Below are 14,005 nucleotides of genomic sequence, written 5' to 3' on the forward strand. Positions count from 1 at the left end.
CGGCCGATGGCCGGCTGCACTTGGCGGGCGGCATCGTCGTGGCGGTGGTGTGGTCGGGCGGGGCGTTAGGGACGAGGGGAAACCGGCCGGAGCCGTGTGGCCGCCCCCGGCCCTTCTCGGTGGACGCCACCGTCCGCTGCGAGGCGGGTGAGCCACTCGCGCAGCAGGTGCTGCTCGGCGTCGCTCAGGACATCGGCGTCGTCGGGGAGCGCGGCGCGCAGCGCGCGGGCCGCCGCGGCCGGGCCGGTCTCCGTGGCGGGGACCGTCGGTTCGGCGCGAGTGACGGCGGCGACCATGGCCTCGCGGAGGGCGGTCAGCAGTGCCGGATTGCGGCGGTCTGCCGGGATGGAGTGCCAGGTGGTGACCGCGCCTCGGCCGGTGGCGTGGATGATCTGGGCGGCCAGCTCCTCGTCGACCCGCAGCCACCCCCCGGCCGCCAGCCGGCGCACCCGGCCGTGGAGGATCTCCAGGCCCGCGCGGTGTGCCAGGTCCGCCCCCCGGCCGGTGGCCCGGTTCATCACCGCGAACAGCTCGGGGCGGGAGATCCCGAACTCCACCACCATGTCCCAGCCGCGGCGCAGGTCCTCCACCGGGTCCTGTGGCTGGGGATCGACCTGCGCGCGCTTGCTCTCCAGGAACTGCGCGTAGCCGTGCTCCGCGACGGCCTCAAGGAGCCCCTCCTTGTCGCCGAAGAGGCGGTAGATCGCCGGTGGCTGCATTCCGGCGGCGGCGGCGACCGCGCGGGTGCTCACCGCGTCCGGGCCGCCCTTCTCCAGTAGCTCGACGGCCGCCTCGATGATGCGGCGACGGGGGCTGTCGGTGGTGTCGTGCGTAGCCATGTACCGATGATATCGAGGATTTGATTCCATCGATATTTCAGTGTTAACGTCAAATTGATTCCACTGGAAACAGCGTCGGGAGAACCCGTGATCATCGTGACCGGAGCCACCGGAAAGCTCGGCCGTCGCACCGTCGAACGCCTTCTGGAGCGCGTTCCCGCCGACCGCGTCGGCGTCAGCGTCCGCGACCCCCGCAAGGCCCAGGACCTCGCCGACCGCGGCGTCCGTGTCCGGCAGGGCAGCTTCGACGACCCCGCCTCGCTCGTGCACGCCTTCGAGGGCGCCGAGCAGCTTCTCCTCGTCTCCCTCGACCGCATAGGCGAGGAATGCGTCACCGGCCATCGCACCGCCATCGACGCCGCCGTGAAGGCCGGCGTCGGCCGCATCCTCTACACCAGCCAGATGGGCGCCGCCCACGACTCGCGCTTCCAGGCGTGCCGCGACCACGCCCGAACCGAGGACCTGCTGCGCGCCACCGGCCTGCCCTGGACCGCGCTGCGCAACGGCTTCTACGCGGCCAGCGCCTTGCAGTTCCTGGAGTCCGCCCGCCACACCGGCGACATCGCCCTCCCCGCCGACGGCCCCGTCGCCTGGACCGGCCACGACGACCTCGCCGATGCCACCGCCGCACTCCTCGCCGAGGAGGGCCGCTTCGAGGGACCCACCCCGCCTCTCACCGGCGCGGCGGCGCTCGACTTCGGCACCGTCGCCGAGATCGCGTCCCAGGCCACCGGACGGCCCTTCACCCGCACCGTCGTCCCCGACGACGCCTTCCATGAGCAGGCCCTGGCGCACGGCACCCCGGCCCCGGTAGCCGATCTGCTGCTGAGCATCTTCGCGGCGGCGCGGAACGGCGAGTTCACCGCCGTCGACTCGACGCTCGCCGAGTTGATCGGGCGAGAGCCCGCCACCTTCGGGACCCTGCTGGAGCGTGCCTGGGCCGAATAGACCCGGTGCGACGCGCAGAAGGCGTCGGTCCGCACGGACGCCTCCGGTGAATGCGCCGTCATCATCCTGTGAAACACGCGCCCCTGACACCCCACACCCACCCGCGGGCGTCAGGGGGCGTGGTCATCCGCACCGCCGGCCACTCTCCGAGCCGCATTGCCCCATTGCCGCATTGCGCCATGGCCCACCCGCGCCGGCCCGTCGGCGAGTGATCCCCCCGATGAGGTCTTCGTGTCACACCCCAGCGCCGCGCAAGTCGGCCCCGGACGACTCCGCATCGCACCTCGGCCGACCCCGCAGCTCCGGTACGGCTTCCGCATGTGCCCTTCGGGGCGAGGAGCATGTCAACGCGCGGCCCGCAGCACCGCCTCCACCACCGGCCGCAGCGACCCGGGATGCAGGAACAGGAAGAGGTTCGGCTCGACCAGCTCCAGTTCCATGACCCGCGGCTGCCCGTCCTCTCCGTCGACGAGGTCCACGCGCGCGTACAGCAGCTCCGGCGCGTCCGGTACGGCGGCCAGGGCGCGCTCGGCGACGGCCTGTTCGGCCGGGGTCGGCGTCCAGGGCTCCAGGCCCGGGTGGGCGACCTTCGCCGCGTCGAAGGCCGTACCGGGAGCCAGGACGGCCCGCTTGCGGCTGGCGTGCAGCAGCCGGCCCCCGAAGAACTGCAGCGCCCGCTCACCGGCCGCGTCGATGCCCCGCATGTACGGCTGCACCATCGCGGTCAGCCCCTCCGCGTGCATGCGCTCCAGCTGCCGTACCGCACTCTCGTGCTGCCCGGGCGTGTACCGCGCCGCGTACCGCGCGCCCGCCCCGGATGTGGGCTTGACGACGTACTCGTGGTCGTCGGGCAGGTCGGCAGGGTCGCCGGGCGCCAGATAGCGGGTCGGCACCACCGGCACGCCCGCCTCCGCGAGCTCCCCGAGGTACCGCTTGTCGGTGTTCCAGCGCACGACCTCCGCCGGATTGGCGAGCCGCGTCGCCTTGCCGCACCGCTCCGCCCACGCCACGAACTCGGCCGCCCGCCAGCTGTAGTCCCAGGTGGAGCGGATGACGGCCAGGTCGTACCCGGCCCAGTCGACCTCCCCGTCGTCCCAGAACACGGCCTGCGCGTCGGCCCCTGCCTCGCGCAGCGCCGCCACCAGCACGGGCAGGTCGGCGTCCTTGCTGGGCTCGGGCCGGGGGTCGTAGGTGACGAGGGCGATTCGGAGCACGGCGGATTCCTTTCCCATACAGCTCGACCAGCAGGCTAACCACGGCGGACGCAACCGCGGCAACCGCTTTACCTCTCCACGACAAGCTGGAGCTGCCGCGTCCCGCACGTGTCGGGACGCGGCGCCGGGCGGTCAGCGCACGGTCAGTCTCTGCAGCAGCCCCCAGGTGAACTCGGCCACCACCTCGCGTCGTACGCCCTCCTCGTCCGGGGCCGTGAACGCCAGGCCCCAGCGGGTCGGGGCCGTGCCCTCCAGGGGGCGGGCCGGGGAGAAGGCCCGGGCCGCCTCGTCGACCGTGCAGGACCAGGGGGTGAGGTCGGCGAGGGTGTGCAGGCCGGGGCCCGCCGCTCCCGGGGCGCGGATCAGCCACTCGTTCCAGACCGCGCCGGTCGGGGAGAGGAGGACCTCGAAGCGGAGGCCGGGCCAGAGCGGGACGGGCCAGAGCCAGGCCTCGCACTCCAGGTCGCCCACCGCGCGGGTCAGGACGGTCTCCGGGGCGCCGAGGACCGAGCGGTACCGGGACGCGGCGGCGCGGACCCGCGGCGAGCGGACCATCGCCTGCCAGCGCTTGTTGGCCTCGCGCATGTCCGCGATCGAGGCGCCCAGGGTGCGTCTGGCGCCCTCCACCAGGTCGGGGTTGTGGTCGGCCATGCGGCGCAGCAGGACCAACTGGAAGTCATGGACGGTGAAGGGGCTGGCCGGGAGCTTTCCGGAGGGCATGGTCCCCATCGTCCCCCACCGCTGCTTCCCCTGGCGCTCCGCCTCCGGGCGCCTCAGTCGGTGTCGAGGGGAAGACCGAGCTCACCCCTTCGGGCCTCCGCGCGCTCTTCCCCTCGACACCGACGCGCCCTCCGGCTCCGCACGGGCGACACCGGGCCGGCGGCCGTCGGCGAGGAACAGCACCGAGTTGATGTACCGCGGGCGGCGGACGAAGGGCAGGACCCGGCGGAGCAGGCCCTGGCCGACGACGTACGAGGCCGTCTCCTGGTGGGCCTCCAGGGGGAAGCCGGACAGCGGGACCCAGGTGGCGCGGGGCAGCACCCAGCCGTCGTAGCCGAGGAGGGACAGGTAGGTCACCACAGGCGCGATCGGCTGGATCCGGGACTCCAGTTCGACGAAGAGCGCGGGCCGGTCGCGCGCGAGAATTCCCGTCGCCCCGCGCAGCACCGCCAGCTCGCTCCCGTCCACGTCGATCTTGATGAAACCGACGTCCTTCAGGCCCAGTTCGTCCAGCGTGACGCAGCGGACGTCAAGCGCGCGGCCGTGGATGTCGCGCCGGACCAGGGAGGACACCCCGCGGTCCCCCTCGTCGCCGGGCGGCAGCCACAGCCGGGCGATGCCCGAGCGGTCCGCGGCGGCGGCCTGGACGACCTGGACGTTCGCGGGGGCCGCCGAGGTCAGCAGCCGGGCCAGGTGGGGGACCGGCTCGACGGTCACCACCTGCCGCGCCCGCCCGGCCAGCCGGCGCGTCCACGGCCCGTACCAGCCGCCCACGTCCACCGCCGTCCGGCAGTCCGCCGGGCACAGCTCGGCAAGCCGCGCCAGCTCCGGCTCGAAGCGCGGGTACACGGCCCGGGCCGCCGCCGCGACGAGGCGGGTGGGCAGATGGGGGGCTATTCTCGCCGCCCAGGTGCGAGCCGGTCCGGTCATGGGGTCGCCCCGGGAGTCCGCGGGGAACCTCCGGTGCAGCGCAGCAGCAGATCCTCGTGCTCGTCGTCCGTCACCTGCTCACCGGAGGACGGCAGCAGCTGCGGGATGCCGTCGACGATCGGGTAACGGCGGTGCAGCCGGGGGTTGTAGAGGGCCTCGTCCGGCGGTACGAGGTGCAGGGGGCCCTTGTCGAGCGGGCAGGCCAGGATCTGCAGCAGCGGGTCGTCGGGGTTCATGGGGGCGTCAACTCCTTGGCACCGATGGGGGGTTGGGGCGCCGGATCGTGCTTGGGCATGCTGAGCAGTACGGCGACGGCGAGCACCGTGCCCGCGAGGCGCAGCGCGAGCCGCAGCGGATCGTGGGGCAGGGACTCACCGAACGAGAGCGTGCCGAGCACCGCGGTGTACAGACAGGTCACCGTCGTGCACACCGGCACGATCAGCGAGGCCCGGCAGCGCTGCAGCGCCGCCTGCGACATCACCAGACCGAACGCTCCGGTGAACAAAAGGAGATACGGATACGGAGAGCCCAACAGCTCAACCACCGCGCCACCGAGCCCACTTGACGTCAGATAACTCGACACGCCCTTGATCGCGAGCGAGCTGACCCCGTACAGCAGGCCCACCGCCACGCCGTACTCGACGCCGGTCGTCGGCATCCGGTGCCGGTGTCGGGTGCGCCGCTCGGCGGACCCGTACAGCCACACGCCCGCCGCCAGCGACGGCACGCACACCAGCAGGATCAGCGGGTACGGGGCGTCCCGGCTGACCCGGTCCGAGCCCTCCTTCAGGGACAGCACCACCATGAGGAGCGCGGCGAGGATGGCGCCCAGCGCGTACCGTTCCCGCCCGGTCGTCTCCTCGCCCAGGAGCCGCGCCGACAGCAGCACCAGCAGCACCAGGCCGGAGACGAAGATGCCCTGCGCGGCCGCGATCGGCAGCGTCCGGTACACCGCGAGCTGTGCCCCGAACCCGGCCGCGAGTGACAAGGAGCCGCCGATCCAGAGCGGGCTCCTGAGCACCAGCCCGAGCAGCCGGGCCGGTTGCCGGATCGACACCTCGGGCAGGGCGGTCAACGCCCGTTTCTCCAGCACGAATCCGACGCTGTACAGGGTGTTCGCCAACAGGGCCGCCGCCACTCCCCACCACATGGTCCACGCCCCCTAGGTCTTGCGCGCGTGCAGCAGCAGGATCGACGCGAGTGAGGGTCTGGCACACGCCAGCCGGTCCAGTGCGCGCAGCGGACGCGGCACACCGTGGAAGGGCGCTCCCGCCAGCCCTACGACCTCGAAGCCGGCCGCAGCGACGAACTCCCGCAGCGCACGCGCCGTGTACAGCCGCAGATGCCCCACGACCTCCCGCCCCGGCCGCCCGTGGATCGCCCGCAGACTCACCTCCGAGAACACCGGCTGGACGCCGGCCAGCAGCAGGCCGCGGTTGTACCAGGCGGCCAGGTTCGGAGTGGACAGCATGAGATGGCCTCCCGGGCGAAGGATGCGACGGATCTCGTCCAGCGCCGCGTCGGGGTCGACGAGATGCTCGACGACCTCGCTGAACAGCACGGCGTCGACCGAGGCGTCCCTGAACGGCAGCCCCGTGTCGCCGAGTTCACCGCGGATGGCGTACGACAGTCTGCTGCGGGCGCGTTGGAGGGCGTCCTGGGACCAGTCGACGCCGACGATGCGGTGACCGGTGAGGAGCGGGGCGGCGGTGGCGGCCGCGGAGCCGTCGCCGCAGCCGATGTCCAGGACGGTACGCGGCGCTGTTCCGGCGGTGCCGAGGGCCGCGGCCAGCATGCGGGCCTGGCGCAGGGAGCGGGGCGTGCCGGAGGCGACCGGGACGGCCGGGTCCTCGTAGAAGTCCCTGAGGCCGCCGCGGCGCGGGGGTGCGGTGGTGTTCACGGGGCCACCTCCGTGGTGTGCAGGTAGTGCTCGAACAGGTCCCGCAGATGGGCGCCGTCACCGTGCCCGAGCAGGGCCCGCGACCAGCGCAGGGCGAGGTGCAGGCGGCCCGCGGTCGAGGCGGTCGTGACGGTGAGGCCGCGGGGCATCCGCGCGGGCGCCGAGAACCACACGGCGTGCGCGCGGCCCGCCTCCTCGCCGAAGTCCAGGGGGTACGGGATGCGGCCGATGTTGCTGAGGAGGGTGGTGGAGGTCCAGGGGGCCGCCGCTCTGCGCAGGCCGCGGGTGAGGGCGGCGCGCCAGGTCACCGGGGTGACCGGAGCCGTAAGGACGCCTGCGCCGTGGCCGAGCTGCGGGCGGCTGAGGGATTTGAGGGCGCGGGTTCGTTGTGCGGTGCGGCGCAGGAGGTCGGACATGTCTTCGGGTTTGCGTACCAACTCCGCTGGTGAAAACGGGACTTCAACCAGGCGGGTGCCGTTTCCCATCGGCATCGTCATGTCCCTGGGGCGGTCGTCCACGGGCATGGTGATGCGAAGAGGGCGGGGGGTTTCTCCGTGTTCCCTGTTCCAGTGGGCGATCGTCAGGGCCGTGGCGACCATGAGCTGGTCGTTGACCGTGTAGGGGGAGCCCTTGGGGCGGTGGGGGAGGGGGAGTTCGGTGACGAGGAGGCCGTTGCCGGGGGAGTTCTCGGGGGTGCCTTGCGCTACGCGGGCCGGGCGGGTCCAGTTGGAGGGGGTGTTCTCGGGGGGCGCGGGGGGTTCTTGTGGGCGGGTGGGTACGGGTGCCGGGGAGTTGTCCTTGCCGCCGTAGATCTCTGCTGCTGTGGCGAGGATGCGGAGGCAGGCGGGGCCGTCCAGGGCTGTGTGGTTGATGGTGAGGAAGAGGACGGTTGTGTTTCGGGTGCGGGCGAGTGGGGGCTGGTCGCGCCCCGCGGCGGAGCCGCTCATTGATACAGCCCCGCGCCCCTGGGGTGGGTGCAGACCGACCATGTCTGTTGCCTCGCTGCCCTCTGCTGGGCCCGCTCCCTCCACCACCTCCAGACGGATTGGTGGGGACAGGGTCAGGGGAGGCGCCTCCTCCAAGGCCCTTGTCCTCGCGTCCCGCAACGCATTCCGCCCCGGACTCGGAAAGCTCACCACCTCCACGTCCGGGTTCTCGGTCAGCTCCCACTCGTAGCGGCGGCGGTACCAGCCCCCCGGGGCCTCCCGCATCAGGATCCGGGGGTGGCGGTGCAGGGCCTCCACGAACGCCTTTCGCAGCCGGGACTGGTCCAGCCGTCCCGGCAGATGCACCTCGATGTGGACCGTCTCCGGTTCCTCCTCCTGGAGGCAGTGGCGGGAGACCTCGTCGACCACCGGGAACGGGATGCGCGTCGGTGGGGTCATTCCGGTTCCGTCCTCCCCTTGCTCACCTCGGGCTCGGGCTCGGGCTCACGCACGCTCACCAGCCCAGCGAACAAGCCGATCAGCGCCAGCAGTTGGGCCACGTGGCCGAATGCCCCGTGCGACGCGCCCACCGGCTCGCCCGCCCCCACCGCCGCGGCGATCCCTGCCCCCGCCAGGGCCACGAAGGCGATCGGGACCAGGAGACCGTGCCGCCTGGACGCGAGGAGCGCCAGTGCTGGGACCAGCAAGGCGAACCAGCCGGCGATCACCACGCCCACCAGTGTCAGCGCCACCACGCCGAGCCACACGCCCGGCGCCGGAGGCACCGGCTGCGGTGCGTCCGGGTTCGGGGAGCGCCTGCGCCACAGCACCAGGCCCACCAGTACCGCCAGGGCGACCCCGCTGCCGATCAGCGCGCCGTCGTACGTCGTCGCGGGCTCGTACGAGAGCTTCACCGTGCCGCCGGACCCCGCGGGGACGCGCCAGCCCTGCTGCCAGCCGTCGAGCCGCAGCGGGGTGAGCGACTTGCCGTTCAGCGTGGCCTTCCAGCCGTCGTTGTAGTTCTCGTACGTCGTGAGGTACGAGGCGGCGCCCGACCCCACGGTCACCTCGCGCCGGTCGCCGAGCCAGTCCCGTATCCGCAACTCCCGGGTGAGGGAGGTGGGTTCGGTGACCGTGCCGCGGGTCAGGGTGATGTCGGTCAGGGCGAGCGGTCCGGCGTCGCCGCCCTCGACGACGTGCTCACCGGAGGGGAGGGACAACTCGGCGTCCGACCGGCCCGACTGACAGAGCGTCACGGTCAGTTCCCGCCGGTCGGTCAGGTCGCGGATCAGGCCCGACACGCCCGTCTCGTACAGCTTCCCGTCGATCGCCAGGACCGGGCCCTTGCCGCACGGCAGGGAGAACTTCCGGCCGGCCTTCGGCTGCGGGGTCCGGTACTGGTCGAGGGCCGGGATGTAGGCCTCCGTCAGCCCCACGGGGAGCTGGAGATCCTCGTCGGCGACCGGGTTGTGCAGGACCAGCGGGGCCGTCTTGGTGATCGTGATGTCGAGGCGGTCGGTCGTGATCGCGGGGAAGCGCACCGCGCCGTTCTCGTCGACCCCGGCGACCGTCGCGCCGTCGGGCGAGGTGATGTCCACCTCGGTGGGGCGGGTGGAGAGGCCGCCCGCGGGCGCCAGCACGATCTCCGAGACGGGCTGCTTGCCGTCCCAGCTCAGGTGGACCGTGGGGCGGTCGCCCGCGATCCAGGCGGTCGTGAGGTCGCCGTCGGTGAGGTTGCGGGCGGACAGGCCCGTGCCGAGGGCGGCCGTGGAGTCGGCGGTCGCGGTGATGCGGTCGCGCTGGTCGGGGGCGACCTCGTACAGCAGCCTGTCGAGTTCCTCCCCGGTCACCGGCACCGCGCTCGCCTTCACCGCGTACGTGTCCGAGGCCGCCGTGGTGAAGCGGCGGTGCAGTCCGGCCTCGGTGCCGGTCGGGGAGATCCCGGCCGGGTCGGGGACCCGGTGCAGGGAGACCACCTCGGCTGCCGAGTCCGCGCGGTCGGCGTCGGTCGGCACCCGCAGCAGCCGGGTCACCTGCACGTCCGGCAGGGCGATCTCGGAGAACCCGGCCCCGGCGAGACCGGTCCGCCGTGCCACCGAGTCGACGATGGTGAGCTTCATCCAACTCGTCGCCCCGGGAGGGGCCTTGATGCTCTGCGTCGACCCGTCGGCCCGCAGGAAGCTGGTCCGCGATCCCCGCTCCGTCTCCACCCGCACCTTGGTGGCCGCCGACCGCACGCTCTCCTGCGGCAGCGGCGTGACCTTGAACGACGAGGGCATGTCGTACGCGGGATCGGACAGTCCGATCCGCAGCCACTGCCCGTCCGGCGAGCCCGCGACGCCCTCCGCCCAGGCGGTGTCCGGGTTGCCGTCGAAGGCGTTGACCGGGTCGAACTGCGGGAGGTGGAACAGCCAGTTGCCGTACGAGGACGCCGTCACCGAGCGGGCGCCGCGCAGTTCCGCCACCGTCTGGTGTGCCTGGCCCGTCGCCGGCAGGATCTGGTGCGGTTTCTCACCGGCGTCCTGGGCGGCTCCGGAGGCGTTGCGTTCGTCGCTGGTGTACGTGTACGACGTGTTCGCGTTGACGAGACCGAAGCGGGTGTCCGCGCGCCGCAGTCCGTCACCGACGATCTGGAGGGGCGGGGTGCCGAGCCCGGGATGGTTGTCACCGGTCAACACCGTCGCCCTGCCCCGCAGTTCGGTCGCCAGCGGGAGCAGTGACTCGGGACCGCCGGACACCTGTGCGGTGTCGGCGACGGGCAGCAGACCGGCCTGACCGGGCCGGGGCACGTCCTCGCTCGCCGGACGGTAGATCTCCACCGCCCGCTGCCTCGGGTACAGCCCCTCGATCTGGAGCGGGGTGTCGTTCGCGATCTTCCCGCCCGTCATGAGCGGCCCGAGGCCCGTCACCCGCTCGTAGCCGGACTGTTCGAGGGCCCGCTTGACGACCGAGGACGACACGGCACCGATCTGGTCGGGGTCGAGGTCGTTGCGGACGACGACGTAGTAGACCCCGGCCCGGCTCAGGTAGTCCGCGAGGCCCGGGATCTCTCCGCCGGTCATCAGCGCCTGCTCGACCGCGTCCGTGGCGCGCCGGTTGCCGGGGGTGCCGAAGGGGACGTAGTCCCGCTGCGCCCAGCGGGACTCGGCGAGGACGTCGAGGGGCTGGTCGATCGGGGAGCCCCAGGTGTAGATGCCGTGCGCGGTCGCGGGGACGACCAGGGCGCGCGAGTCGGGGGAGTACTTGTCCAGCCAGTCGGCCGTGGCGTGCCAGTACTTGGGCAGCTCCTGGAAGGAACCCGGGTTCAGGATCGAGCCGTTGAGATACGGCCACATCAGCCCTGGCAGGATCAGGACGGCCGCGACCAGCGGGGCGTACCGGCGGCCCCTGATCTCTCTCGCCCCGCGCGGCTCGGCGGCCACGCCCACCAGATGGGCGAGGCCGAGGACCAGGGCGAGGGCCAGCCCCGGCTGGAACTTGTAGATGTTGCGGAAGGGGGCGAGACCGCCGTTCAGCCAGTCCTGCACCAGCCCGTGGAAGGGGGCGCCGAACGCGCCGCCGTACCCCGCGAGCAGCACCAGGACGGCGGTCAGCACGGTCAGCACCAGCCACCGGCGCTCCGGCATGTCCCGGCGCGCCAGGCCCGCGAGGCCGAGTCCGGCCGCGAGCGCCGAGCAGAGGATCACGATCACCGAGGAGGCCACGGTCCAGCCGGCCGGCAGCCACGCCTCCCCCAGGTGCAGATAGGCGACCCAGTTCCCGGCCCCGCGCAGGGCCTCCGTCGCCGACATCGTCTCGGTCGTGGTGTGCGCGCTCTCGACGTACGGCAGGAAGTTCTCGCCGTAGAGGCCGAGCAGCAGCAGCGGGATCACCCACCAGGCCGTCGCCAGGATCACGCCCGGTACCCACCAGGCGATCAGCCTGCGCTGTCGTGGTCCGGGCGGCCGGGACAGGAGATACAGCCCGACGGGCAGCAGACAGGCCAGGGTCGAGGCCGCGTTCACCCCGCCCATGAACGGGACGACGAGCGCCGAGCGCAGGGCGGCGATCCGGGCACTCAGGCGCTCGTTCGTCAGCGGGAGCAGCACCCAGGGCAGGAAGGCGCCGGGCAGCGCGGCGGCGGAGGTCGAGCCGACGACGATGGTGAAGGTCGGCCACAGCGCGTACGCGAGGGCGGCGAGCAGCCTGCCCGGTCCGTTGCCGACGCGCAGCCGCTCGGCCAGGCGGAGCGCGCCCCAGAAGGCGACCGACACGATCAGCGACAGGCACAGCCGCTCCACCAGCCACACCGGCAACTGGAGGGCGTGGCCCAGCCAGTAGAACGGCAGCATCGGCCACAGATAGCCGACGTACTGGTCCTGGATGCCGCCGAAGGAGCCCTGGTCGTGCCACAGCTGCCCGAGGTCGCCGAGGAACCGTCCGGGGTCGGTGGTGACGCCCAGCTTGGTGTCGAAGGTCTGCCGGCCCGGGTGCACCACCAGGAACAGCACGAAGACCACGGCCCAGAACCCCAGCAGCCAGCTCCGCGACCGCGGACCCTCCGGGGGGCCCGACATGATCGCGGTGCTGGGGACGGCTGCCGGAGGAGGGGCCTGGACCGTGGACGTCGTCATGGTGGACACCGCCGGAGGATGAGGAGGAGGTTCCAGGTGGCGATCTCGCGGAGGCCGGGAGCCCGTACGACGGTCTCCGCGAGGAAGGGCCAGTAGCGGGAGCGCGCCGAGACGACCGTGACGTCGTCGCGGGCACGCACCTGCCGCAGGGTCGGGCCGATGTGCACGGCGAACAGGTTCTCGCCGAGCGTGTGCTTGGGGGCCTTTCCGGTACGGCGCCGGTAGCGGGCGTGGGCCCGCTCGGCACCCAGGTAGTGCCAGGGAGCCCACTCGTGACCGCCCCACGGGGACAGCCAGTTGGTGAACGACACGTAGATCAGCCCACCGGGCCGGGTCACCCGGACCAGCTCGCTGAGGAAGATCTCCGGATCGGCCACGTGCTCAAGGACGTTGGAGGAGAAGGTGACGTCGGCGGCGGCGTCCCGCAGGGGGAGCAGGTAGCCGTCGGCGATCACCGTGGAGTCGGGCGGTTTCTCGCCCAGTTCGCGCGCGTCCGGCTCGAAGAGGAACGCGTCGGCGCCGCGCCGCCGGAATTCCTCGGTGAAGTACCCGCTCCCGCCGCCGACGTCCACGACGGTACGGCCGGCGACGGGGCCGTCGTAGGCCTCGACCTGGTCCACGGCGTCGCGGGCGAGCAGCGCGTAGCAGGACTCGGGGTCGTCCTGCTCCCGCAGGAAGGCCCGGAAGAGAGCCAGAGAGCGCCGGAGGGAGGGATCCTTCGCCCGGGTCCGCGTCACGGTCCCCAGCCCCTCACCGCCTCGGCGGCCACGGCCCGGAACTGTCTGACCGTCCGATGCCAGCGATACCGGGCCGCCCGGTCCTGAGCGGCCTTGCCCATCAGCTCACGGCGGTGCCCCGACAGGGTGAGCGTGCACCAGGCGGCGGCGAACGAGGACTCGCCCCGCGCGAGGACACCCGTCTCCCCGTCCACGACGGAATCCCGCAGCCCGGGCACGTCGAAGGCGATGGTCGGCGTCTTGCGGGTCGCGGCCTCGGTCACCACCAGACCCCACCCCTCCACGGCCGAGGGATGGAGCAGCAACCACGCCTCGCACAGCAGCCGGTGCTTCTCGGCCTCGGAGACATGGCCGGTGAACTCCACGCAGGAACCGGCGAGTTGCTCCAGCCGGGAGCGTTCGGGGCCGTCCCCGACGATCGCCAGTCGGCCTCCGGTCACCGGTCGCACCCGCTCCCAGAGTCTCAGCAGCAGGTCGATGCGCTTGTACTCGACGAGCCGGCCCACGGCCACGAAGAGCGGTTCCGGCGAGCGGCGAACCAGGGGTTCCGGTTCCTCGACCCCGTTGTGCACGACCCGGATGCGGTCCCGCTCGACCCCGATCGCCCGCAGGGCCTGGGCTGTCGAGGGGGACACGGCGACCAGCAGACTCCGGTGCCGGGCCGCCGCACCGGCCAGCGCCCAGTGTTCGAGTCTTCGGCCGATCCGGGCGGCCGGGGCCAGGGGTCCGCCGAACCGCATCTTCCACAGGTCGGTGTGCACATGGTTGACCAGGCACAGGGTGGGGCCGTGGTGCCACAGAGGCGCGAGGTACGGCATGCCGTTGCAGACCTCGACCAGCAGGTCGGTCTCGCCGACCTGGCGGGCGAAGGCCGTACGGGCACGCAGGTAGTGGCCCAACTCGCCGCCCGCCGACACGACCCGGTAGTCCCGGTAGGAAGCCGGGCCGCCGCACAGCAGGGTCACCTGGTGGCCGAGCCGGGTCAGTCCGTCGGCGAGCCGGTCGACGAGGAGCTCGGAGCCGCCGGCAGCCGGGTTGTCGAGGTCACGGTGGGCGAGAAAAACGATTCGGCGCGGGGGTGGGGGGAGTGCCGAGGGGTGGTGCGGGCCGTGCGATGAGGGTTGCCACTGCGACGCCTGGGGGGACGTGCGCAGCGGGTGGGGCACGTGCTGGGGCAT

12 protein-coding genes are annotated in these 14,005 nt (G+C 72.7%); 1 reads left to right on the forward strand and 11 read right to left on the reverse strand.

The features are described 5' to 3' along the window. Positions 1 to 65: 65 nt before the first annotated feature. The gene (locus RKD20_RS30290; RefSeq protein WP_424880468.1) at positions 66 to 839 is read right to left on the reverse strand and encodes a TetR/AcrR family transcriptional regulator; all 774 of its coding nucleotides are present in this window, start codon (positions 837 to 839) and stop codon (positions 66 to 68) included. 87 nt (positions 840 to 926) lie between these two features. Here RKD20_RS30290 and RKD20_RS30295 point away from each other — a divergent pair, with 87 nt between their 5' ends. Then, positions 927 to 1,787: an SDR family oxidoreductase gene (locus tag RKD20_RS30295; RefSeq protein ID WP_424880469.1), complete on the forward strand. Its 861-nt coding sequence runs from the start codon at positions 927 to 929 to the stop codon at positions 1,785 to 1,787. Positions 1,788 to 2,131: 344 nt separating this feature from the next. On the opposite strand, the gene RKD20_RS30300 is transcribed toward RKD20_RS30295, so the two are convergent. The 10 genes from RKD20_RS30300 to RKD20_RS30345 all read right to left on the reverse strand — a co-directional run bounded on the left by RKD20_RS30300 (position 2,132) and on the right by RKD20_RS30345 (position 14,005). After that, entirely contained in the window at positions 2,132 to 3,001 is an 870-nt protein-coding gene (locus RKD20_RS30300; protein WP_424880470.1) for an ATP-grasp domain-containing protein, read from the reverse strand. Between the two features lie 132 nt (positions 3,002 to 3,133). Beyond that, positions 3,134 to 3,730 carry a hypothetical protein gene (locus RKD20_RS30305; protein ID WP_424880471.1) on the reverse strand — a complete coding sequence of 199 codons (597 nt, stop codon included), beginning with the start codon at positions 3,728 to 3,730 and terminating at the stop codon, positions 3,134 to 3,136. A gap of 72 nt (positions 3,731 to 3,802) precedes the next feature. Then, on the reverse strand, positions 3,803 to 4,651 hold the full coding sequence (locus RKD20_RS30310) for an FkbM family methyltransferase (RefSeq protein WP_424880472.1): 849 nt from the start codon (positions 4,649 to 4,651) through the stop codon (positions 3,803 to 3,805). Then, positions 4,648 to 4,887, reverse strand: a complete 240-nt coding sequence (locus RKD20_RS30315) for a Trm112 family protein (RefSeq protein ID WP_351987659.1) — start codon at positions 4,885 to 4,887, stop codon at positions 4,648 to 4,650. Before RKD20_RS30315 ends, RKD20_RS30310 begins: the two co-directional genes overlap by 4 nt. Next, on the reverse strand, positions 4,884 to 5,789 hold the full coding sequence (locus tag RKD20_RS30320) for a hypothetical protein (protein WP_381332502.1): 906 nt from the start codon (positions 5,787 to 5,789) through the stop codon (positions 4,884 to 4,886). The genes RKD20_RS30315 and RKD20_RS30320 overlap by 4 nt, the downstream gene beginning before the upstream one ends. A gap of 24 nt (positions 5,790 to 5,813) precedes the next feature. Continuing rightward, positions 5,814 to 6,551: a methyltransferase domain-containing protein gene (locus RKD20_RS30325; protein WP_424880473.1), complete on the reverse strand. Its 738-nt coding sequence runs from the start codon at positions 6,549 to 6,551 to the stop codon at positions 5,814 to 5,816. Next, positions 6,548 to 7,936, reverse strand: a complete 1,389-nt coding sequence (locus tag RKD20_RS30330; protein WP_424880474.1) for a condensation protein — start codon at positions 7,934 to 7,936, stop codon at positions 6,548 to 6,550. The genes RKD20_RS30325 and RKD20_RS30330 overlap by 4 nt, the downstream gene beginning before the upstream one ends. Then, complete coding sequence (locus RKD20_RS30335; protein ID WP_424883362.1) at positions 7,933 to 12,090, reverse strand: alpha-(1->3)-arabinofuranosyltransferase domain-containing protein; 4,158 nt, start codon at positions 12,088 to 12,090, stop codon at positions 7,933 to 7,935. Before RKD20_RS30335 ends, RKD20_RS30330 begins: the two co-directional genes overlap by 4 nt. After that, on the reverse strand, positions 12,087 to 12,827 hold the full coding sequence (locus RKD20_RS30340; RefSeq protein ID WP_424880475.1) for a class I SAM-dependent methyltransferase: 741 nt from the start codon (positions 12,825 to 12,827) through the stop codon (positions 12,087 to 12,089). Before RKD20_RS30340 ends, RKD20_RS30335 begins: the two co-directional genes overlap by 4 nt. Next, positions 12,824 to 14,005, reverse strand: a complete 1,182-nt coding sequence (locus RKD20_RS30345; protein WP_424880476.1) for a glycosyltransferase family 4 protein — start codon at positions 14,003 to 14,005, stop codon at positions 12,824 to 12,826. Before RKD20_RS30345 ends, RKD20_RS30340 begins: the two co-directional genes overlap by 4 nt.

This window comes from Streptomyces sp. SLBN-8D4 (assembly GCF_049739545.1).
Lineage (GTDB): Bacteria > Actinomycetota > Actinomycetes > Streptomycetales > Streptomycetaceae > Streptomyces > Streptomyces canus_C.